This window comes from Enterobacter mori, assembly GCF_025244905.1.
Taxonomy (GTDB): Bacteria; Pseudomonadota; Gammaproteobacteria; order Enterobacterales; family Enterobacteriaceae; genus Enterobacter; species Enterobacter mori_A.
Window position 1 is genome coordinate 1,784,072 of the sequence record NZ_CP104285.1, and the last position, 19,426, is coordinate 1,803,497.

At 48.7% G+C, this 19,426-nt stretch carries 28 protein-coding genes; 18 read left to right on the plus strand and 10 right to left on the minus strand.

The features are described from left to right. Window positions 1-49 precede the first annotated feature (49 nt). The 7 genes from N2K86_RS08400 to N2K86_RS08430 form a co-directional block, all read right to left on the minus strand. On the minus strand, window positions 50-1,336 hold the full coding sequence (locus tag N2K86_RS08400; RefSeq protein WP_260661648.1) for a site-specific integrase: 1,287 nt from the start codon (window positions 1,334-1,336) through the stop codon (window positions 50-52). Then, a complete protein-coding gene (gene xisR / locus N2K86_RS08405; RefSeq protein ID WP_010429804.1) occupies window positions 1,336-1,551 on the minus strand; it encodes an excisionase family protein in 216 nt (71 codons plus the stop codon). Before xisR ends, N2K86_RS08400 begins: the two co-directional genes overlap by 1 nt. Window positions 1,552-1,612: 61 nt before the next feature. Continuing rightward, a complete protein-coding gene (locus N2K86_RS08410) occupies window positions 1,613-1,918 on the minus strand; it encodes a DUF4060 family protein (protein WP_313771641.1) in 306 nt (101 codons plus the stop codon). Then, complete coding sequence (locus N2K86_RS08415) at window positions 1,839-3,740, minus strand: exodeoxyribonuclease VIII (protein ID WP_260661127.1); 1,902 nt, start codon at window positions 3,738-3,740, stop codon at window positions 1,839-1,841. The genes N2K86_RS08410 and N2K86_RS08415 overlap by 80 nt, the downstream gene beginning before the upstream one ends. A gap of 222 nt (window positions 3,741-3,962) precedes the next feature. Further along, window positions 3,963-4,235: a hypothetical protein gene (locus tag N2K86_RS08420; RefSeq protein WP_260661128.1), complete on the minus strand. Its 273-nt coding sequence runs from the start codon at window positions 4,233-4,235 to the stop codon at window positions 3,963-3,965. A 69-nt stretch (window positions 4,236-4,304) separates the two neighbouring features. Then, window positions 4,305-4,490, minus strand: a complete 186-nt coding sequence (locus N2K86_RS08425) for a hypothetical protein (protein ID WP_260661129.1) — start codon at window positions 4,488-4,490, stop codon at window positions 4,305-4,307. Between the two features lie 698 nt (window positions 4,491-5,188). Next, a complete protein-coding gene (locus tag N2K86_RS08430) occupies window positions 5,189-5,680 on the minus strand; it encodes a helix-turn-helix domain-containing protein (RefSeq protein WP_238461014.1) in 492 nt (163 codons plus the stop codon). Between the two features lie 72 nt (window positions 5,681-5,752). Here N2K86_RS08430 and N2K86_RS08435 point away from each other — a divergent pair, with 72 nt between their 5' ends. From N2K86_RS08435 to N2K86_RS08485, 11 genes are all read left to right on the plus strand, one after another. After that, a complete protein-coding gene (locus tag N2K86_RS08435; protein WP_238461032.1) occupies window positions 5,753-6,022 on the plus strand; it encodes a transcriptional regulator in 270 nt (89 codons plus the stop codon). Continuing rightward, window positions 6,022-6,474, plus strand: a complete 453-nt coding sequence (locus N2K86_RS08440; RefSeq protein WP_260661131.1) for a toxin YdaT family protein — start codon at window positions 6,022-6,024, stop codon at window positions 6,472-6,474. Before N2K86_RS08435 ends, N2K86_RS08440 begins: the two co-directional genes overlap by 1 nt. Before the next feature lie 22 nt (window positions 6,475-6,496). Then, window positions 6,497-7,414, plus strand: coding sequence for a helix-turn-helix domain-containing protein (locus N2K86_RS08445; protein WP_260661132.1), 918 nt, complete (start codon window positions 6,497-6,499; stop codon window positions 7,412-7,414). 2 nt (window positions 7,415-7,416) lie between these two features. Then, window positions 7,417-8,157 (plus strand): ATP-binding protein, encoded by a 741-nt coding sequence (locus N2K86_RS08450; RefSeq protein ID WP_260661133.1) that lies wholly within the window; start codon window positions 7,417-7,419, stop codon window positions 8,155-8,157. Window positions 8,158-8,174: 17 nt separating this feature from the next. Continuing rightward, window positions 8,175-8,831 (plus strand): DUF1627 domain-containing protein, encoded by a 657-nt coding sequence (locus N2K86_RS08455; protein ID WP_260661134.1) that lies wholly within the window; start codon window positions 8,175-8,177, stop codon window positions 8,829-8,831. Between the two features lie 201 nt (window positions 8,832-9,032). Continuing rightward, window positions 9,033-9,359: a hypothetical protein gene (locus N2K86_RS08460; RefSeq protein WP_260661135.1), complete on the plus strand. Its 327-nt coding sequence runs from the start codon at window positions 9,033-9,035 to the stop codon at window positions 9,357-9,359. Between the two features lie 8 nt (window positions 9,360-9,367). Then, window positions 9,368-9,628, plus strand: a complete 261-nt coding sequence (locus N2K86_RS08465; RefSeq protein ID WP_260661136.1) for a hypothetical protein — start codon at window positions 9,368-9,370, stop codon at window positions 9,626-9,628. Window positions 9,629-9,809: 181 nt separating this feature from the next. Further along, window positions 9,810-10,133 carry a hypothetical protein gene (locus N2K86_RS08470; RefSeq protein WP_260661137.1) on the plus strand — a complete coding sequence of 108 codons (324 nt, stop codon included), beginning with the start codon at window positions 9,810-9,812 and terminating at the stop codon, window positions 10,131-10,133. A gap of 487 nt (window positions 10,134-10,620) precedes the next feature. After that, window positions 10,621-10,914, plus strand: a complete 294-nt coding sequence (locus N2K86_RS08475; RefSeq protein ID WP_238461025.1) for a Ref family recombination enhancement nuclease — start codon at window positions 10,621-10,623, stop codon at window positions 10,912-10,914. After that, window positions 10,907-11,275 (plus strand): RusA family crossover junction endodeoxyribonuclease, encoded by a 369-nt coding sequence (locus tag N2K86_RS08480; protein WP_238461024.1) that lies wholly within the window; start codon window positions 10,907-10,909, stop codon window positions 11,273-11,275. The genes N2K86_RS08475 and N2K86_RS08480 overlap by 8 nt, the downstream gene beginning before the upstream one ends. Further along, complete coding sequence (locus N2K86_RS08485) at window positions 11,268-11,612, plus strand: antiterminator Q family protein (protein ID WP_260661138.1); 345 nt, start codon at window positions 11,268-11,270, stop codon at window positions 11,610-11,612. The genes N2K86_RS08480 and N2K86_RS08485 overlap by 8 nt, the downstream gene beginning before the upstream one ends. A 25-nt stretch (window positions 11,613-11,637) precedes the next feature. On the opposite strand, the gene N2K86_RS08490 is transcribed toward N2K86_RS08485, so the two are convergent. The 3 genes from N2K86_RS08490 to N2K86_RS08500 form a co-directional block, all read right to left on the minus strand. Continuing rightward, the gene (locus N2K86_RS08490; protein ID WP_260661139.1) at window positions 11,638-11,793 is read right to left on the minus strand and encodes a hypothetical protein; all 156 of its coding nucleotides are present in this window, start codon (window positions 11,791-11,793) and stop codon (window positions 11,638-11,640) included. 11 nt (window positions 11,794-11,804) lie between these two features. Beyond that, window positions 11,805-13,103 carry a hypothetical protein gene (locus N2K86_RS08495; RefSeq protein WP_260661140.1) on the minus strand — a complete coding sequence of 433 codons (1,299 nt, stop codon included), beginning with the start codon at window positions 13,101-13,103 and terminating at the stop codon, window positions 11,805-11,807. A 215-nt stretch (window positions 13,104-13,318) separates the two neighbouring features. Beyond that, a protein-coding gene (locus tag N2K86_RS08500; RefSeq protein ID WP_260661141.1) for an IS3 family transposase occupies window positions 13,319-14,676 on the minus strand; the annotation gives its coding sequence in 2 pieces (ribosomal slippage) (window positions 13,319-14,214 and window positions 14,214-14,676; 1,359 coding nt in all). A gap of 119 nt (window positions 14,677-14,795) precedes the next feature. Here N2K86_RS08500 and N2K86_RS08505 point away from each other — a divergent pair. The 7 genes from N2K86_RS08505 (at window position 14,796) to N2K86_RS08535 (ending at window position 19,396) form a co-directional block, all read left to right on the plus strand. After that, a complete protein-coding gene (locus N2K86_RS08505; RefSeq protein ID WP_260661143.1) occupies window positions 14,796-15,200 on the plus strand; it encodes a phage holin family protein in 405 nt (134 codons plus the stop codon). Beyond that, a complete protein-coding gene (locus tag N2K86_RS08510) occupies window positions 15,197-15,493 on the plus strand; it encodes a phage holin family protein (RefSeq protein WP_213788039.1) in 297 nt (98 codons plus the stop codon). The genes N2K86_RS08505 and N2K86_RS08510 overlap by 4 nt, the downstream gene beginning before the upstream one ends. Further along, window positions 15,490-16,119, plus strand: a complete 630-nt coding sequence (locus N2K86_RS08515) for a glycoside hydrolase family 19 protein (RefSeq protein ID WP_260661144.1) — start codon at window positions 15,490-15,492, stop codon at window positions 16,117-16,119. The genes N2K86_RS08510 and N2K86_RS08515 overlap by 4 nt, the downstream gene beginning before the upstream one ends. 13 nt (window positions 16,120-16,132) lie before the next feature. After that, window positions 16,133-16,648, plus strand: coding sequence for a hypothetical protein (locus N2K86_RS08520; protein WP_260661146.1), 516 nt, complete (start codon window positions 16,133-16,135; stop codon window positions 16,646-16,648). A gap of 631 nt (window positions 16,649-17,279) precedes the next feature. After that, window positions 17,280-18,125, plus strand: coding sequence for an SDH family Clp fold serine proteinase (locus N2K86_RS08525; protein WP_223610852.1), 846 nt, complete (start codon window positions 17,280-17,282; stop codon window positions 18,123-18,125). A gap of 338 nt (window positions 18,126-18,463) precedes the next feature. Further along, window positions 18,464-18,826: an HNH endonuclease gene (locus N2K86_RS08530; protein WP_260661147.1), complete on the plus strand. Its 363-nt coding sequence runs from the start codon at window positions 18,464-18,466 to the stop codon at window positions 18,824-18,826. A gap of 135 nt (window positions 18,827-18,961) precedes the next feature. Then, entirely contained in the window at window positions 18,962-19,396 is a 435-nt protein-coding gene (locus tag N2K86_RS08535) for a P27 family phage terminase small subunit (protein ID WP_029485139.1), read from the plus strand. Window positions 19,397-19,426 lie beyond the last annotated feature (30 nt).

The following is a 19,426-nucleotide window of genomic DNA, read 5'->3' on the forward strand; positions in this document are numbered from 1 at the left end:
TATGAATAGTTTAACGCTGATTATGTAGTTTGAAACCAGCGTCATGAAATTAAATGACTTTTTTAATGCTACCAATGCCTTGGGGGCGTCTTGGGGGCATTGCAGTCGGCATCTGATTATTCAGCATGTTGACCTGATCCTGGTTCATATCTCCGATCCACTTCGAATAAACCTCGTACACCATACGAGCATCCTCATGGCCCATCTGGCTGGCGATAAAGGAAGGGTTAGCACCGGCCATTAGCGTCCAGCAGGCGTATGTGTGACGGGACTGATAGGGATTTCTTTCACGTATCCCGGATAGTTTAGTGCCCCGTTTCCACCCATACGAAATCGAGTTCTTCGAAAAATATCGGTTCTTGCCCGACGTGCACCTCTCAGGAGAAAAAACGAAACGTAGATTTTGCGTTTCGGTTTTGCCAAGCTCCCGATGATGGAAGATGATTTGCTGTCTGGGATTATTGCCGGTGATTTCGTACTGCTCTTTCAACGCATCAAGGGCAGGCTTCAGCAGAGTGATCGTTCTTATCCCGGCATCAGTTTTAGGCGGCACAAACAACCCTTTATTCGTCAGGCTTCTGGATACGTGAATTTCACCTTTCTTCAGGTCGATATCCTCCCATGCCAGAGCACAAACCTCACCTGGTCTCATTCCTGTATGGACAGACACAATAATGATTAAAATCCACTTGCGAGGGAGGAGAGCAATTAACGCATGATACTCATGAAGTAAAAGCGGATCAGGATCTGCCTTTGATAGCTTGAGCCTCGATACTCCCTCATAAGGGGCGTGTAATATAAACTGGCTTCTGTTCGCAAGCTTCAGCATTTCTGATAAAACAGCCATCTGTTTATTGACTGTTGAAGGCGCGCGACCTTTTTTGCTCCGATTGGGCATCGAAGGATTAACAACCTCCCCGGTCAGCAGCTCTTTACGGTAATTCAGTACATCAGCGTGCTGAATATCAACCAGGCGAGTGTTTTCGCCCACGACACGCTTAAGGGTATTAACAACAGAGACAATAGAATGCAATGTAGCCTCTGAGACCTCCAGAGCCTTAGTATCTATAAAAAATTCACATAGATCGTTGAACGTGCCGATTCGTTTAGTTGATGAGAATTTTTTAAGAGCCTTTGACTCAGGGAAGCGCGCCGCGTAATCGAACTGGCCGAACTGGATCTCACTCACGATGACGGCGCGAAGGTTTCCCGCCTTCTTGATGTTGCTGCTGTTAACCACCCAGCCACGGAGAACTTCGCGGCAGCGAATGCCGCGATAGGTAAACGTGATCCTGATTTTTCCGTTATGAAGTTCAACGCCGGTTGGAAAGTTCATCATGCTTCCTGAATAAATCTATTAATCAGCGGAAAGTTGTACCAGACCAAAGCGCGTTTGCTTTCTCCACCGGGTACCGCGGGTACTCGCTTAAAATGAACCCCTTCAATCCAGCATCCGAGGCGATAAGCTTTTATTTGCCTGTCATCCAGCCCCGTTTTTTCAGTTAGCTTTCCCGCCACCATCCACTCTTCATCAAAAATGATTTGCGCCATGCTTAACTCCATGACGCCGCCACGATACCGCAGCGGCAGATAGTATATTGATTGTCAAAAATCACCGACCAAGGCCAGGGAGGCACCGGAGATGCCTGGCACCGATCATTGCCGTGGCCACGTAACTACGGGGGCGGTTAACAACCTCAACCGTAATTTTTCTCCCTTGGAACTTGATGGTGTAAAAAGTCTGTTTGTCGCTGCGACCATGCTCGCCATATTTCTCAAAATGGCATTTAAGCGCGGCGGCGCATGCTGGCCCGCCGATGCTGTCTCCCTTGCTTCGGTTAATCAGACGCACAGGAGCCTTCCTGATGGTTGATAACGCTACGGGCAAGCCCGGCGGCCATAGCCGGTAAGTCCTCATATTGATTGCAATAAGCCGGGTTGGAACATAAGCCCTGTAGTGCTGCAATGGTCAGCTGTTGCAGATAGGTGACAGACGAAAGCGGCGCGTTTGCATCAGGTGATGGTTCAGGCTCTATCTTCGGCTTTACGGTAAGTACTGGCGGATCAATCACTACCGCTTTCGGCAGCTCCGGGCGGCGGTACTCAACGATCGCTTCAAGGGCAATTTTCAGACGCACGCTGATATCGTCGGACCAGCTATCCAGCATGGTTGTTGCTACATCGTGGATCTCTTCCTCGGTGAAGTCAGGAGACAGGCTATATTCTGTGGTGATGATATCTGCCATTAGTAGCGGGATAACATCGGAAATGAGGTGGCCGGTGCATGCCACCACGCCCTCGGCCTCTTCTTTTGCCATGAAGCCGGAGCGGCCAGAAATCAGGTCATTCAGTGCATGCAAAATTGAAATTTCGCGTTCGCCTGGTGCTGGTGGCAATTCCTGTTTTTCACCTCCATTTGAGGCTGTGGGGGTTAACAGCGTATCGACAGAGAAGACTCCGCCGCCCAGGTTCTCCACCCGCGGCTGATCACTGGCTTGGTTTTCTGGTGTTGGGCTCTGAGCGAATGCCTCGTTGAGTTCTTTGTCGAGTTGCGCAGCTTTGCTAGGGCAAACTGCTGGTGGCAGAGTTTCGCCAGATACAGGCGGTTTGGCTTCATCATTTTCGATTTCCTCAGGGTTAGCGCGAGGTTTTGGGCGGCAAGCCGTATCAACCGTTTTCTGATCAGGGTGCGCGTGGTCAGCTTCAACCAACTCGCGATTGATGTACTCACGCAAGGCAACAGGATCCATCCAGAGGTCTTCCGGAGCGGATTTAATCAGAGCGATAATGGCTGCACGGGAATAGTCCAGAATGCCCGGGGTGCCGCGCAGCTTTTTCCACCAGGCTGTGAAGCGGGTGTCCTGATCAGCTTCGGCCATGGCTTTTGCGGGAATGAAAAACTTGTTTGGAATTGAGTAAATATCGATTTCGTCGAAGGTGCTCAGAATCGCAACAGCAACCTCTATCTTGAGCGTAGACAGGTTGTGTACCAGATCCGGGCTACGGTCTGTTTTGTTGCCACCTCCCAAGCTTGAGCCGGTGTCTGTAAGATTTTCTTCGGTAGTGGTGGCAGCCTGCGGTCGCTTGCCTGAAGGAGTGTCAATCCATTTGGCGATCTGCTTTTTAATGTCAGGCCATTGTGCAGAATCTTTCGTGTTCTCACGTACCCACGCGAGCAACTGCTCCTGCCGTTCTGGCGCCAATGCCAGCGCTCGGGTTTCTTTCGCCAGTGCTTCTGCCAGCTCGCGGGTAAAGCTGCCAGCATCATCGTTAACCAGGTCAACGATTTGGCCGTATTGGGCCGTAGTGATGCCAGGGACCGGGCCGAACAGTGCCAGGCAAGCAGCTCGGGATGACTGGTCGAGCTGCGCAACAGTTTTAATTTCTTCCTGTGCCTTGTTTTCGTCCCATTCCATCTTCTCTTCAGATTCAGGCTGTGGTGCCGCAGCTGGTTCGCCAGCATTCACATTCCATACTGCCACACTGTCGAAAAACTCAGGTGAGAAAACATCAAGATCAGGGCAGGGAATACCTTCGCGGTGCTCCCAGATTTTCACCTTAAAGAAATCATCAATATGTTCAGGATGTTCAGCCGCCAGTTTGCCGAAAATAACGGCTTCAGCGATGGCTTTCGTGGCCGCATTAACTGCGGTTGCAAGCGGTTTTAAATCTGGGTGTTTTTTTAATGCTTTATCTTTTGGAAAATAAGCTCCGCCAAACACTTTTAACTCAACAGACATAAGAACCTCTATTAATATTTGAAAGATGATTTTGAATGAAACGGTTTGCGCTTGGCGCGCCTTATCATTTTTAAAGCGTCTCGCCTTTCTCTTTTTTCATTGCATTGCTCACACAAATAAATCGTGCGCTTATACGGATATACCTCCGTTTTCCTTTCATGCATTTCCGATTTTTTATATTCGTGACTGCAAACAGCGCAATGACAGATGATGTGATCCATCTCAGTTAAGATGTTGGCGTTTGTGGTCGTAATAGGACATGCCACAGGCGTTCTGTGCTTCGGCAAAATTAACAGCCAGCAAGCTTATGTCCTTAACAGCACAAACCGGGCAATGAAACTCGCCGAGAACGTAGCCACCATCAAGCACGACGGTGACAGGGCCTGGTGATGGCAAATGAACCACACCTGAAATGGCACCGTTAATATTAAATGTCGCGATTTCTTTATTTACGATTACCAGACCCATTTCAACGGTTGTTACTTCTACTTTCATATCAAATTCCTTATTTTCAGGGTGAGAGAATCCCTGCCACTTAAGGCATCGATTCTTAACAAGAATGAATTAAATAACTTTTAAACTATTTCGCCATTCCTGGTGAGGTTGGCGATGCACAACGAAATTTCTGTATTTCCGTAATACTTTCCATGCTGCATTACATCCGGCAACATCACGAAGAAATACTGAAGTAACGAGTTTTCCCTGTGCCCAGGCAATTTGTTGTTCCGGTGTTAATTGCGTTTTATCCATTTCTGAATACCCCACTATAAACTCAGCCTAAAAAGGGTGGTATATGCATGGACCACGGGAAACGCATATACCACCAAAACTACACTCAGCCTAATGTTGCGATTACCCACAACTGGAAGCGCACTCAATCAATTTTGACTTAACGACAAAGCTTAAATTGAAGAGGCGAGTGCGCTCTCATGTTGTGGACGATTCATCTGCCCTGGTCCGGCGGCGCCACCTCGCCAGGGCAGATGTAAAGGGCAGTTACGCTGCCATTCGGCTTATTGGTCTGTGCAGGTATTTCAAGCCCTGCATTGCGGGGTTTGCTCTCCGCCCCAGGTTCTCCCCGCTATGCTTTAGCGCGCAACCTGAGAAAACCGCCTTCAAGTCTTTCGGCTTTCGCCATGTTCAAGATACTGCCTGGGCGAATTCGGCAAAGCTCAGTGCTTCTTCACGCTCCGCCAGACTGTTGAAATACTCTTCGTATGCTTTTTCCATCTCGAACCCCTGTTTGCTGCATTGCTTGGTTAATCACCCTTATCGCCGGGTAGGCGGAACGTTTACCTGTCGCACCTGTTGTGCTTCGATGAGTAGAGAATACAACATAAAGTAGATGTGTCAACGCTAAAAGTAGAAAATCAAGAGGGGTGAGCTACTTATGGTAGTGATGAAAGGCGTAAAAAAACCCGGCATGTGCCGGGCTCTTTGGGATTTTTTTACTTCTGCGGGGTGTTGGCGTACTTCAGAAAGAAATCATAAAGCTGTTTATACCGCATTTCGAAAGCCAGTAGCATGTTTTTGGCTTCAACACTTGGGAACTGTCGATACACTCGAACCAGTCGCTTTTCGTCTTCACTTAAATCACTGAATTCTGCATCACTGCCAGCGTCTGATTCTGTCGCAGCGAAGCCCGGCAACTCCGTTTCCGGAAGCTTAACTGGCGCGCTTTCCCCTTCGCCGTAATCCAGCCATGCCGCTTGGACATTTAGCCAGTCAGCTATCTTTTGTAGTTTCTCATCGCGTGGTTTGGCCGTGCCCAACGTATAACGACGAGCCATTTCGTAAGTGACATCGCAAGCCTGACTTAAATCCTTTACAGAACGGCGCTGTCTGCGCATTTCCTCGGTCAGTCGGTTGGCGAAATCTTGATGTTTATTCGCTTTTTCTACCATAGGTAGAAGAGTAAGGCACGGCGCGTTTATAGTCATTTCTATTTTTCGTAGTTGTGTATTCTACTTTATGTAGTATATTGCAGTCGTTGGCTCATTCAGGAGAACACGATGACTGCTTCATACAAGAACATAACTGAAAAGGCTGTGAGGTCGATTGGTACGGTTTCGGCCGTCGCCCGTAAATTCAACTTTAAGTCCTCACAGTCAGTTGCAAACTGGATCATCCGAAACCGAGTTCCAAGTGAGCGAGTGATAAAGCTCTGTGAATTTGGCGGCTGGAGTGTCACCCCGCATGAATTACGTCCGGATTTGCATCCAACCCCTACCAGCGGAATTCCTGTTCAGGATATCCCACACGCGCAAAAGGGGTCTGACTGATGGAAATCAAAAAATTGGCATGTGAGCTGGAGTCCTGGGCACAGGAAAGGGGCTGGAAGACGGTGACGCAGCTGATAACCCCACATCACTTTGGCGATCTGCTTCTTCCACTGGATAACGTAACGGATCCGGACGAGTACGCGCGCCGACTGCACAACAACAAGCAGATTATTCAGCGGGCATTTCGCAACGATACGCCTAACTACCTGAAACAGGCTGAAGCGCTGAGCTATGCCATCCGTACCGCCATTGATAACGAACTCGCGCAGAAGGACTGCCTGCACTACCGGGCGGCCAGGGTTAACAAGGAGTGTATCGAAGCCACCAACGCGGTATTCACCGGCAAACCGCAACCGGTAATCCGGCGCGAGACTCTGGAAGCGATCGACGCGCTGGCGCAGATGGTGGGCGTCAAAGTGAAGCTGATTTCGACTTGTTCGAACGCAGCCTAGTTCAGTTGTATCGAGGTGTTCTATGAGCATGGAACTGATGGTTCAGGCGATGAAGGTCAAGGTGGGAAACCCGCTTCGTAAGCTGGTCCTGCTTAAGCTGGCCGATAACGCAAGTGACCAGGGCGAGTGCTGGCCGAGCTATCAGCATATCGCTGATCAGTGTGAGATCAGCCGTCGTTCAGTCATGAATCATGTTGCCGCGCTTTGCGAGTCTGGACTGATGCGGAAAGAGACCAGATCGGGGCCGAAAGGCAATGGCAGCAATTTTTACCGACTCACTCTAAGCGGCGCAAATACCAGCGTCGTGGTAGTGCAGGAGATTCACCAGGATGGTGAAGCAAATTCACTAGGGGATGGTGCAGGAGATTCACCAGATGGTGCACCACATTCACCAGGGGATAGTGAAGGAGATTCACCCAGAATCAGTCACTCTTCTGAACCAGTCAAAGAACCAGAAAATACTTCTTGTCCGGACGCTTCGCTGTCCGACGGGAAGATTTCAAAAGATGAATTTTTAAAACGTCATCCGGAGGCTGTGGTAGCCCATGCAGGAAAACGGCAGTGGGGCAGCAAAGAAGATCTTACCTGCGCCCAGTGGATGTGGAATCGCATCGTCAAGCTCTACGAGAAAGCCGCAGAAACCGACGGGGAGCTGGTGCGACCAAAAGAGCCGAACTGGGCATTGTGGTCCAACGAAATCCGCCTGATGTGTGCCATTGACGGCAGAACGCATAAGCAAATTTGTGAATTGTTTTCGCGTGTACAGCGTGATCCGTTCTGGTGCCGGAACGTGATGTCACCGTCCAAACTACGCGAAAAATGGGATGACCTGGTTCTTCGTCTTCCGTCGCAGGGGGCTGCGCATTACCAGGCTGGTGGTCGGGATATAAATCAAATTTCCCGCCCGGATAACACTGTACCGCCAGGATTCAGGGGGTAAGCATGCAAAACGCAGGTTCGATTCTTGATCGCCTTCGCCGTGTGATTCCGGCAGGCATTGAACCCAAATTCAACAGTGCAGCTGAGCTGATGGCTTGGCAGCGCGAAGAAGGGCAAAAGCGCGCGGCTGAGATTGACAAGATCAACCAGCAGGCGCGGGCAGAGAAAATTTTCGGGCGATCCGGGATCCAGAACCTGCACCGCAGCTGCAGCTTCGCAAATTACGCGGTGGAAAGCGACGGCCAGCGCCATGCGCTGAGTATGGCAAAGAGCTACGCGCAAAATTTTGGTACCGGGTTTGCCAGCTTCGTCTTCACCGGGAAGCCGGGCACCGGCAAAAACCACCTTTCAGCGGCCATCGGCAATTATCTGCTGAAGCAGGGGCGAACGGTTCTGATCGTGACGGTGCCCGATCTTACCCTCCGCGCCCGGGCCTGCTACGACGAAGGGCAGTCTGAAGCTGCGCTGCTGGATGACCTCTGCAAGGTTGATCTGCTGGTGCTCGACGAAGTTGGCATTCAGCGTGACAGCCGCGGCGAGAAAGTTTTGTTGAACCAGATTATCGATCGCCGCCTGGCCGCAATGCGCCCGGTTGGCGTTCTGACCAACCTGAATTACGGCGCGCTGGTAGAAACCCTGGGTGAAAGGGTTGTTGACCGCCTGCGTATGGATAACGGCATTTGGGTGAACTTTGACTGGGAGAGCTATCGCGGAAATGTTAGCCACCTGAGACCTGTTAAGTAAATTATGAGGAGAAAATTATGGAAACCGTACTGGATGCACTGAAAGCCATGAAAAAAGCGACATATCGCGAAGTTGCTGCCCGTCTGGATATCGAGCCCGTTGAAGCGCTTAATATGCTGCGCGAGCAGAAAGAACAGGGTTTATGTGATTTTTACGATGGAGCATGGTCTCTCGGTACCGCGAAAGAGCAAAAGCCGAAGCGTATCAGACCCAAGCAGCCATCGCCGCTGGTGGAGAGGGTGTTATCAGCAATGCAGGGGCAGGGATATATGAGCGCCAACCAGGTCGCTGAAAAGCTGGGTAAAAGCCCGCGAGCCCTGAATGCATCGCTGGGCGCAATGTGCAAGGACGGTCTGGTCCTGCGCCATGTGGACGGGAAAAACATCACCTGGAGCCTGGCAGGCGAACCGGCAATACAGGAGGAGCCGCAGGAGCCAGCGCCAGAGGTTAGCGAGCAAGCAGCAGCGCCAGCCAGCAAATCCACCGCCGAAATTATTCAGGATATCCCGGCTTTCGCCAGCCGTCCGGATGATCTGATTATTCCGTCATCGCGTTTTATCTCGACTGAAATCCGCCGCACGAAAGCGAAGCTGTCGAATCTGCAACGTCTTCAGGCTGCCGTTCGCGAGCTGCGTCGCCACAAGCATCTGCTGCAGGGGTTGGGAAATGACTGATTTACCAAAATGCCCTGACTGCGGCTTGGCTCCTTCACTGAGGGTTCGTAGCAGGGGAATGAACTGGGGTTCGGCAGAGGTGCGCTGTTCGAACGGATGTCCCGGCCGCCGCGCGGGCTTTTCATTCCCGTCTGGCGGTGAGGATGCAGCCCGTCAAACTCTGAAAGAAAAATGGAAGAAACTGGTGGAGGAGAAAGCCCAATGAGCAACATCGACGGACGTGCATTATTAGGCGTGCCGAAACACGCGAACCAGCACCGCCTTTCACGCCTGACTATGGAAGTGCATACCGATGAGCTTCGTATTATGGTGTCAGCAGTAGAGAGCTATACCAACGAGCTGATAGCAGCGCTGGAAACTGCAGAGAAGCGTAACGAACGCGCATTGGCACTCCTGAACGATGCCAACACTGAAAACATCTGGGAAATCATTGGTCGACTGAAGGTTGTTATTAGTGGCGATTATAGCAGTGAAGCTGAAATAGCCTCCGGCGCGCCATGTTTCAGGATGCCAAACCTTCCAGAATGAGCGGCATCATGCCTGACTACGAAGGTGGCACTCTGACTCAGCGTGAATTATTCCAGGCGGGATGGGAAGCTCATCATACTGCAATGCTGCAGTCAGGTGCTCCGGTGCAGTTTGGGTGGTCAAAAGGGCATTTCGGCTACAACGCCCTTTTCAACGCAATATCTAAGGCAGTGAACATTCAGGGTAGCGCGCTATCAATCTCGGTGAATGCGTTCGAAGATGCCATGCTCGCAGCAGCACCGCAGCAAAAGATAGAAACGTGTACCTGATGGAGCTGTTATCAGCGGTAGCTTGGCTGGTGGTTTTAATCCTGCTGGTGGTGCTGGCTGTGAGAAGAATTGATTACTGATTAAGCACTTACCCGCCTCGGCGGGTTTTTTGTGCCCAAAATCTTGACCCTCATTTTTTTGGTGTTACTGTATAAATATACAGTTAATTGGCGGGGGCATAATGGGTTTTCCATCACCAGCAGCAGACTACGCAGATCAGGCGCTCACTATCACCAGCCTTTGCGGCTATGACGGTAACTGCCGCACCATCGAAATATCAGCCGGGTACGCGATTATCAACGTTGCCAGACAACCCGAAATTGGTGACAACGTTCTGATCTCATTCTGCGGGGGGCTGGACTTTGCATCTTTCCAGGGTAAGGCTCTCATCACACAGGATGGGGAGGCGATAGAGGGGGATGCTTTGGACGATGCGATGGTGATGGGTGTAGTAACGCATTTACTGAGCCGCGTAACTGATACTGATAACAGGCCAGTGATATAAGCGCCATGATTCCTGTGCATTAAGGACCGTTCGGTTACACAGATCAATTACAGTTAATTGATCTATCTAACCTATTAGACGTTCGATGGAAGGGCTGGCTTAAGTTACATTCAGCGCGCAGGGAGAAAAGGGACGGCCCCGATTTATCGGGGGAAGCTGATTTGAATAGGATTTTTGGTTATGAATGAGCAAGAGTTGATCGCTGCCGTTCGCCCTGCTGGACGTTATGAGGTAGTGAGCCAGGAGGATGGCTCATTTGTTGTTGTCCCGGTACCTGCCGAAGCAATACTCATCACCAGGGAAGCACTCAGACAATGCCTTGAGCGCTTCCGCAACCCTGACAACTGATTTATAATAATCAAGCTGGCCTGAACAACCAGCACCTGTCGCACCATCACCGGAGAAAAGTGATGGCGCAAAGAACCACCCCGAATTACCCACACCGCCCGTTAATGCGCGGGGTTTCTGCTTGTGCTGGTGGTCCAGCATGAAGAAAGCAGATAACCTCCATCTTTCGCGTGTGGCCGCACTTGGCTGCATCGTGTGCAGAAATCAGAACCTGGGCGAAACGCCTGCGGAAATCCACCACATCCGGACCGGGCAGGGCACAAGCCAGCGCGCTGACCATCGGAAATCAATTCCCCTGTGCCATTTGCACCATCGCAACGGCGGTTATGGTGTGGCGATTCATGCTGGCCGTAAGCAATGGGAGAGAAACTTCGGTACCGAGTTGCAGCTGCTGGAGCAGATCCAGTTAGAGCTGGGGGTGTTCTATGCCTAAATACATCATCACCCCAGTCGGCAAACCCCGCATGACACGCCGCGATAAGTGGAAGCAGCGCCCGCCGGTGATGCGCTATCGCATGTTCTGCGATGAAGCTAGGCTGCATGGAATCCAAGTACCGGAGAGCGGCGCCCATATAACTTTCGTTTTGCCGATGCCAAAGAGCTGGAGCAAGAAAAAGCGCGCAGCTATGGACGGCCAACCCCATCAGCAAAAGCCCGATCTGGACAACTTAAAAAAATCTCTGTTGGACGCCTTGTTTGAGGATGATTCCCACATTTGGGACGCCCGGACATCAAAAGTATGGGGCGAAACCGGAATGATAATCATCGAAAACATTGGAGAGAAAAATGCGTGACATGTACGAGGTAATGGACCGCTGGGGAGCCTGGGCGGCGGCTGATTGTAGTGGCGTTGACTGGCAACCTATTGCAGCCGGGTTTAAAGGTCTGTTACCACACGGGAAAAAGTCGCGCCTGCAATGTGATGATGATCAAGGGATCTTGATTGATGGTTGTGTAGCTCGTCTGAAGAAATATAAGCCGGAAGAGTATGAGCTAATTATCTCTCACTTCGTTATTGGAATTTCACTTCGTTGTATCGCTAAAAAGCGGAAATGCTCTGACGGTACAATACGAAGAAAGTTGCAAGCAACTTTAGGTTACATAGATGGTGTCATGTCTATGCTAAATTAAAAAAGGGGGCTCCCCCCCTTTTATGTTAACGACTAAAGAAACTCTGTTGAAGATATTTATTACTGGTTTTATCTACAGTGGTGCGCTTCGCCGTAGGAGTTATAGTCTTAACAGGTTGAGAAGGGTTAAATTTTTTCTGCCATTCTCTTAACTCAAGGTTGGATTGGAGCAGCGTAGCCATGATTTTCCTCATTAGTTTCTTTTAAAGTACTGATAGTTAAGCTCTTTATCAAAATAATGCTTTCGTTTCACCCAAACAAAGCCATCTCCTTTTGATATTATAGCAACATCTATCGGACCACCAACAGTTTCACTGTCATTTGAGATCTTTCTCTTGAAAGCTGTTAGGTTAACTAAGGATTCAGCCATGTAGCCCAAGTCCTGTTTTGGTAAAAACTCAATCATTTCAACAACCTTACCTACATGGTTGTTAATTATATATTCACGGATGTCACTAGTAGTAGTCGACCAGTTAGACTCAGCAAAATCATAAATACTCGTTATTAACGCCTCGCATTCTTTAGGAGGTAATGAGGATGCTTTTATTTTTTCTGCCACATCACTCAATATTTTTTCCGCGCCCTTTTCAATTTGTGGAAACATATACTCTTGAAGCTCTCCACTGATGCCAGTCATGAATGCACTTACTTCATCTTCTTGTGCATAGGCAGTGACACCGCTTTCGCCTCCACTAGTACTTTTGTCCATATTTGGCGAATATCTTAACTTCTCACCGAAAAAACCTATTACATCATAAGCTAAAATACTTGGGAAATATTCCTTGTCACCATAACCTGCTATAACTAGTCCGGTATTTGTTCCGAAGGGGGATTTTCTACATATAATATGGGCAAACATCGTTGAAAGTGCGTCAATCAAAGTATTTGGAATGACTATGCCTTCTTCACGATATAAAATTGACTCGCATGCTTCGTTGGCAATTGGTTTTGAAAATGCTATGGCTTTACTAAGGTCACTATCATCAAACCCTTTGTAGAATTCGCTTCCATTAAAGTTATTAACGAACTCCTTACAAGCAACTTCAATAATGTTATAGGTCTCGAGTGTGTTAGGATGACGCTGATTTTCTTCAATAAACATTTTCACCGGATAATCTTGAATGTGCTGCATCAACCCGGGTAGGACATTATAAAGAAGTATTTCCTCTAAGTGATTATTTTTAATGTCGTCTGGTATTATGTGATTACTGTCGCACAAGAAATTCCAAAATTTCTCTGCATACTGCTCAACAGTATCGTAACAGACATCACCTAGCTGCCTTCTATATTCCTTTATAATCATTTCCCAAGGTACGCCACACAAACTACCTGCACCGTAAACCATTAGGCCAACAGGATGGTGTTTACTTAAGGCAAATAATTTCTCAGCGCCATTGTTGATTTTAACAGTATTACCGCCTGTAATGGTCACAGCGGAATCGGCTGCTAACGATACTGCAAGTTTATTATAAACCGCGATTTCTGCCGTCATAGTCTCATTCTTCAATAAAAAGATTGCATTATTTTTATGCATTATTATAAAAATAAAATCAATAAAAAATGTTAACGCGTACGCAAAAAACACCGTACTCTGTTAAGAGTGCTAACTTCGTCACACCGCTTAAACATCGAAATCCTGCCTGAAGAGGTGGGATTATAGTCTTGAGGCTGCCTACGTGAAGTGAACCCCATATATTGGACACTTTCTTAACTGGCGGCTGACATAGCCTGAGTTCGGTATTGTACTGGACTCAGGCCGTTTAGTTTTAGCTTGATTCGTTCGTTGTTGTAATAATGGATGTACTCTTCCACTACTTTTCGTAGATGGTCCGTATTTTCATACTCTTCGTGGTACCAACATTCTGTCTTCAACAGACCAAAAAAGTTTTCTATCACTGCATTGTCCAGACAGTTTCCTTTGCGCGACATGCTTTGCTCTATACCTTTAACCTTAAGCTTTTCCTGATACCGTGCCATCTGATATTGCCAGCCCTGATCAGAGTGCAGTATCGGTCTTTCATCTGGCTTTAGCCGCTGTATGGCCTTGCTGAGCATGTTGTCGACCAGGTTCATTCCCGGATGCGTCGTCATATGCCAGGCTATTATCTCGCTGTTATACAGATCCAGCACTGGTGACAAATATAGCTTTGTCCCTTTTACGTTGAACTCGGTCACGTCTGTAACCCATTTCTGGTTTGGACTGCTGGCCTTAAAATTACGAGACAGGATGTTTGGTGCGATTTTACCGTAGGTACCTTTGTATGACTGATACTTCTTGCTTCTCAGGCATGAGGCCAGCCCCATCTTACGCATCAGTTTTCGTACTGTTTTATGATTTATGCCGTAGCCTTCATTGCGCAACGCCAGGGTAATGCGGCGGTAACCATATCGTCCTTTATGATAATGAAACAGTGCGGCTATTCTTTGCTGTTCGCCCTCATAGCGCTCTCCACTGTCCTCCGCCCTAACGTGCCAGTAGTAAGTGCTGCGAGGCAATCCTGCTATATGAAGCAGCATCCTCAGGTTATGGTTTTGCCTCAATTCGGTAATTATTTTTGCTTTGTCTTCTGCTTTTCCCGAATCAAGGCCTGAAGCTTTTTTAGGTAGGCATTTTCCGCCCTCAAGTATTCAAGCTCTTCTTCAACGCTCTGAAACGCTGGAGGGGAATTTTTAAGTTTTTTATCTGACGTTTCGTTCTTACCAGACTTCACCGGACGCCCTCTGGGTTTATCTTGTAAGGCAATAACACCGCCTTCACGGTAAAGGCGCTCCCACTTGCTGACAGTATAAGCGGTTGCGATGCAAAACTCCGCCGCAGCTTTCCGGGATGACTTGTTATGTTGCTGCATCCAGAGCACAACAGACTCTTTGAACTCAGCAGAGTAAGCTCTGGTAGGAATGGAAAAACCGTTCACCCCGTTCACTTTCCAGTGTTCAGTCCAGCGTCTGACCGCTCCGTGATCGACGCCGAACAGCCTGGCCGTTTTCTTTGCACCGTCACCACTGTTCAGATAGTGGAGAACAACTTGTTGCTTGAATTCAGATGAATATTTTTTTCTGCCCATTGAAACGCAAAACCCCTAATCGTTGGATGTCCAACTTTCGGGGTTCACTTCATACGGGCGGCCTTTTTTATTTCCCCTCAAACATTCTGAGAGGATCAATAGCAATAAGAGGGGGCTGAATGTCCGCAGAACCAATAACTGCAACGATAACGGCGGGCGTGGCTGCTGGTACAACCGGAATCACCTTCGCCACGCTTTTTCCAGAGGCTACGCCAGCAGTGATGGTCTGCTCCCTCGCAGGGGCTGCGCTATATATCCTCAGCTCTGAGGACCACAAAATCTGGAAGCAGATTCTTTTTGCGCTCATTTCGTTTATCGGTGGCATTTACTGTGCCGGTACTGCTTCAGAAATTATCGCCGCCCTTATCAACGCCGGCCTGAATCAGCTTAGCCCGCCAGTCACTATCAAGGTTTCGCCAGCGATTGGCGCACTGGCGGCTTCAACGGTTTCCGTGACAATTCTGCTGCGCATTCTTGCCCGCTCAAAAACAGGCAATCTGCCCGGCGTGAAGGGGGAAGAATGACGTGGCTGCTGCTGAACTTTCCATGGCTGTTGCTTCACCTTAATGCACTGGCCTGCATCATGATTTCGTTCCGCCTGATGTTTTTCCGTAAGCGCAGTATGCGGCGCCGCCGGGTAATGGAGTTTCTGGCGTATGGGCTGATTCTGGCTCCTGCATACACGGCTTTCCGCATCTGGCACGGCGATTATGTGCAGGTCGATTACGGTGAAATCCTCATTAATCTTGTTGTCTGCGTGGCTGTCTGGCGTGCGGGCGGCAATATCGCTCGCATTACGGGAGAGAGCACAACGTGAACCAAACACAATTTCAAAAGGCGGCAGGTATCAGCGCCGGGCTAGCCGTGCGCTGGTTTCATTACATCGATGCTGCAATGAAAGAATTCGGCATTACCGCACCGCTTGACCAGGCCATGTTCATCGCACAGATAGGGCATGAGTCCGGAGGGTTCACCCAGTTGGTGGAAAACCTGAACTATGCGGCGGAAAAACTGGTTCCGACGTTCGGCAGCCACCGCATTACCCCCCAGCAGGCCGCCGCACTCGGCAGAACGGCAACTCAACCGGCCAACCAGAAAGCGATCGCCAATCTGGTTTACGGCGGTGAGTGGGGTAAAAAAAACCTGGGCAACCAGACCGCTGGTGATGGCTGGAAATATCGCGGACAGGGACTAAAGCAAATCACCGGTCTGAACAACTATCGCAGCTGCGGCCAGTCGCTAAAGCTTGACTTGGTGTCGCACCCCGAATTGCTGCAGGTGGATGAGCACGCCGTCCGTTCTGCTGCGTGGTTTTATGTGTCCCGTGGTTGCCTGCTTCACTCCGGCGATGTTGAGCGCGTAACGCTGCTTATCAATGGCGGTAGTAACGGGCTGGATAAACGCCGCGCGCTGTTTAACCTGGCGAAATCCGTAATGGTGTGAGGTGGAATGTCCCGTGAAATTGGCTCCTTTCCCAATAGCAGTAGTAATTATTGCGGTTCTCTCAATAGCGCTCGTTAAAAGTTGCTCATACGCCAGCAGCATACAGAGTGATAACGATGTTCTACGGAGTGACAACTCTTTGCAGGGGCAGGTGATTGCCACTCAGGCCTTCAACTTCAATCGGTTCAATCAGATCGTAGAACACGCCAACAGGTTGAATTCACTTATTGACGTCAGCACTGAAAAAACTGTCATCGAATACCGGGAGATTCTCCGCCGTGAAAAAACCTGTGATCTGCCTGTTCCTGCTGATATTGCTGGTGGGCTGTACGAATACGCGTACCGTTTACGTTCAAGCGCAATGCACGCCGATACCGACACAGTTGACGAAGCCGATGATCGTGCCGCTGCCACCAGCGCAATGACATATTGCCAGGCTGTTCTCTGGATTAAGCCTCTGTTGGCCGTTATTGAGAAGGGTAACAATAACCTGGCGGGTATACGAGAGATTGAGAAGTTACGAAAATGAATAATGTCCGTTGACATTGTTAGCGTGATTCTCATTAAACAACCTCAACTGCTACATTACAGTGCTTCATCATGCAATTAGCTTTTTCACCAATGGCTTAGATCCAGAGAAAGTTACTGACGTTATCTAATGACAAGATGAACGTAGCTTTTGTGTAGTTTTTCAGCGAATAGGATTATCTGAATTTAGCATTTTTGGCTTGTATAAACTGTGGGTAAGTAGCTATAGTCACGTCATAGATAGTATTTTTGCATCTTTTTCAAGCCTCTTTTGAGGCTTTTTGCACATTTAAATATGACAACAATGGCACATATAGTATGTCCCCCTTGGCACAGGCACTATATGTAGCGCTATAAAAGGAGCTATCATTATGACCCCAGCTGAGTTCTACGATGTTTACAATATCAAGCCGGCAGAAATGTTGACTGGTGAAACTGTTAACAACTTCGCTTCTCGTGTAATGGCACAGCAAACTAGTACGAGTGGAAACACAGGTGTTTGGTACTCACAAGGTACCGCTACACAATCGAAGCAAAACCAAACTACAAGTCATCAACTTTACACGTACTAATTTATGCCTAATTGGAGCGACGTACTGGGCGAGATAACGGCTCTCGCCCATAAAAGTCCTATGGATGAGGTTCGCCGTAAATACTTATCTCAACTTTCGAATCATACTGGAAGAAATGTAATCACATATTACTCAGGGTGGTTACAGCATGGTGGTGCAGAAGTACGCCATCTTACTCAGATGACTGATGATGATAAGAACGGGTTGATGACAGCCATCAATGGTTTAGATGTATCAAAAGGGTTGGATTTGATACTTCATACTCCTGGTGGTGATATTGCCGCTTTGGAATCAATCGGGCATTACTTAAGGTCGAAGTTTGGAACTAACATCAGAGCAATTGTTCCTATGATTTCAATGTCCTGCGGAACTATGCTTGCATGTTGTGCCAATGAAATCATCATGGGTAAACAGTCCAACATTGGCCCAATTGATCCTCAGTTCAACGGTTTCTCTACCCATGCCATCATTGAAGAATGGAATCGTGCGCAGACGGAAATTTTTCAAAATCCCGCAGCTGTTCAGATGTGGCAGTTCATTCTTCAAAAGCTGAACCCGACGATAATCGGCGAGTGTGAGAAAGCAATAAAATGGGCAAATGAGATTGTTAAGCATTGGCTTATGACAGGCATGTTTGATAATGATCCTGAGGCAGAATCAAAAGCAACACATGTTTGTTCAGAGTTAAACAACCATCACACAACCTATACCCACTCGCGTCATATTCATTTTGATAAGGCGCAGAAAATTGGGTTGAATGTTACCGAACTTGAAAGTGATCAAGTACTTCAAGATTTGGTTTTGACTATACATCACAGCTACATGCATTCTTTTGGTGGAGCACCACTGGCAAAAATCATTGAAAATCATAACGGTAACGCAATGATTTGGAATATCCAGTCTTAATCCCCCTGTCTGATTCCAGCCTCGCCTATGCGGGGCTTTTTTATGCGTATTGCATACTCAAATCAAACTAGAGTCGTTTAGCAGAGAATTCAAAACGGCGGTCGGACCTGTGTTTTCTTATGGGTCCTCCCGAAGGAGGTGTCTGCCACGGGGCGGCGACCTCGTAGTCTCTCGCTATTCATGAAGTTCTGACGGCAATCTTTGCTTCCTTTCGTATTGTGACTTTGTCTGATCCCTTACTGCGGTTATCTCATCAATTGTCCCCTCTGGCGGATATAGCGAGTCTCGCTGGAGTCGACACATATGAACAAACTTAAACATAAGGTTGGTTGTTAGTTATGCCCCCACGTATCAAAAGGCCATGCAGGCACAAAGGCTGTGTTGCCCTGACAAATGACTCAAGCGGCTACTGCGATGAACATCGGCAGCAGCATGCCGGTGAAGGATGGCGCAACTATCAGAATGGCAAAAGTCGACACGAACGTGGATACGGGCGTCCCTGGGAAGTCAGGCGTGCACGTATTCTCCAGCGAGATAAACACATCTGCCAGGCGTGCCGACGCGTTGGCATAGCAACACGTGCGAGTACCGTCGACCATGTCCTCGCTAAGGCTCACGGCGGAACGGATGATGATTTCAATCTGGAAGCATTGTGCTGGCCATGCCACAGAGCCAAGACCGCAAGAGAACGTCTCAGGTGAAACTCGGTCGCTCAGCGCATGGGGAGGGGGGATAAAATCCCAAAACCCTTTCGCTTTTAAGGACTGCCACTCCCGGTAGTTTTTTGCGCGTGAGAAATAAGAATTTTTTTTTGATGATTTTTGAGGTGTTTCGCTATGAGTACCGGAGTGAGATCGCCGGGGGGAGGTCGTAAGCCGAAGAAGACCGGAACGCAGGTAAGTTCTCTGACTCGTGCAGTTTCACCGCCAGATGAACTGCTGGGTGAGATGGCGATCGATGCCTGGAAACGAACCTGCAAAATTCTGATTAACCGTGGTTCGTTTGAAATGGAGGACTGCTATCTGCTGATGGAATATTGCAATACGGTGCAGCTCCTTTACGACGCGAACCAGGAAATAAAAGCTGATGGGATTGGGGATGAAACTGCTGCCGGTGGGCAGAAAATGGGAGCTGCAGTAAAGGCGCGGGATAAGTATATCTCACAGCTTATCCGTCTTAGCGTAGTTCTGAAACTTGATCCCAACAGCAGAGCCAGAAAACGCGCGCCGGGCGAAGAAAGTAAATCCGGCAATGAATTTGACGAATTTTGATTGGGGCGATGGTCCCAAGTTTTAGGGACA

What these genes read in the sequence shown, in the direction of transcription:
- N2K86_RS08400 (WP_260661648.1), bottom strand. Translation starts at nt 1,336, where the DNA reads ATGAACTTTCCAACCGGCGTTGAACTTCATAACGGAAAAATCAGGATC.
- xisR (WP_010429804.1), bottom strand. Translation starts at nt 1,551, where the DNA reads ATGGCGCAAATCATTTTTGATGAAGAGTGGATGGTGGCGGGAAAGCTA.
- N2K86_RS08410 (WP_313771641.1), bottom strand. Translation starts at nt 1,918, where the DNA reads ATGAGGACTTACCGGCTATGGCCGCCGGGCTTGCCCGTAGCGTTATCA.
- N2K86_RS08415 (WP_260661127.1), bottom strand. Translation starts at nt 3,740, where the DNA reads ATGTCTGTTGAGTTAAAAGTGTTTGGCGGAGCTTATTTTCCAAAAGAT.
- N2K86_RS08420 (WP_260661128.1), bottom strand. Translation starts at nt 4,235, where the DNA reads ATGAAAGTAGAAGTAACAACCGTTGAAATGGGTCTGGTAATCGTAAAT.
- N2K86_RS08425 (WP_260661129.1), bottom strand. Translation starts at nt 4,490, where the DNA reads ATGGATAAAACGCAATTAACACCGGAACAACAAATTGCCTGGGCACAG.
- N2K86_RS08430 (WP_238461014.1), bottom strand. Translation starts at nt 5,680, where the DNA reads ATGACTATAAACGCGCCGTGCCTTACTCTTCTACCTATGGTAGAAAAA.
- N2K86_RS08435 (WP_238461032.1), top strand. Translation starts at nt 5,753, where the DNA reads ATGACTGCTTCATACAAGAACATAACTGAAAAGGCTGTGAGGTCGATT.
- N2K86_RS08440 (WP_260661131.1), top strand. Translation starts at nt 6,022, where the DNA reads ATGGAAATCAAAAAATTGGCATGTGAGCTGGAGTCCTGGGCACAGGAA.
- N2K86_RS08445 (WP_260661132.1), top strand. Translation starts at nt 6,497, where the DNA reads ATGAGCATGGAACTGATGGTTCAGGCGATGAAGGTCAAGGTGGGAAAC.
- N2K86_RS08450 (WP_260661133.1), top strand. Translation starts at nt 7,417, where the DNA reads ATGCAAAACGCAGGTTCGATTCTTGATCGCCTTCGCCGTGTGATTCCG.
- N2K86_RS08455 (WP_260661134.1), top strand. Translation starts at nt 8,175, where the DNA reads ATGGAAACCGTACTGGATGCACTGAAAGCCATGAAAAAAGCGACATAT.
- N2K86_RS08460 (WP_260661135.1), top strand. Translation starts at nt 9,033, where the DNA reads ATGAGCAACATCGACGGACGTGCATTATTAGGCGTGCCGAAACACGCG.
- N2K86_RS08465 (WP_260661136.1), top strand. Translation starts at nt 9,368, where the DNA reads ATGCCTGACTACGAAGGTGGCACTCTGACTCAGCGTGAATTATTCCAG.
- N2K86_RS08470 (WP_260661137.1), top strand. Translation starts at nt 9,810, where the DNA reads ATGGGTTTTCCATCACCAGCAGCAGACTACGCAGATCAGGCGCTCACT.
- N2K86_RS08475 (WP_238461025.1), top strand. Translation starts at nt 10,621, where the DNA reads ATGAAGAAAGCAGATAACCTCCATCTTTCGCGTGTGGCCGCACTTGGC.
- N2K86_RS08480 (WP_238461024.1), top strand. Translation starts at nt 10,907, where the DNA reads ATGCCTAAATACATCATCACCCCAGTCGGCAAACCCCGCATGACACGC.
- N2K86_RS08485 (WP_260661138.1), top strand. Translation starts at nt 11,268, where the DNA reads ATGCGTGACATGTACGAGGTAATGGACCGCTGGGGAGCCTGGGCGGCG.
- N2K86_RS08490 (WP_260661139.1), bottom strand. Translation starts at nt 11,793, where the DNA reads ATGGCTACGCTGCTCCAATCCAACCTTGAGTTAAGAGAATGGCAGAAA.
- N2K86_RS08495 (WP_260661140.1), bottom strand. Translation starts at nt 13,103, where the DNA reads ATGACGGCAGAAATCGCGGTTTATAATAAACTTGCAGTATCGTTAGCA.
- N2K86_RS08505 (WP_260661143.1), top strand. Translation starts at nt 14,796, where the DNA reads ATGTCCGCAGAACCAATAACTGCAACGATAACGGCGGGCGTGGCTGCT.
- N2K86_RS08510 (WP_213788039.1), top strand. Translation starts at nt 15,197, where the DNA reads ATGACGTGGCTGCTGCTGAACTTTCCATGGCTGTTGCTTCACCTTAAT.
- N2K86_RS08525 (WP_223610852.1), top strand. Translation starts at nt 17,280, where the DNA reads ATGGATGAGGTTCGCCGTAAATACTTATCTCAACTTTCGAATCATACT.
- N2K86_RS08530 (WP_260661147.1), top strand. Translation starts at nt 18,464, where the DNA reads ATGCCCCCACGTATCAAAAGGCCATGCAGGCACAAAGGCTGTGTTGCC.
- N2K86_RS08535 (WP_029485139.1), top strand. Translation starts at nt 18,962, where the DNA reads ATGAGTACCGGAGTGAGATCGCCGGGGGGAGGTCGTAAGCCGAAGAAG.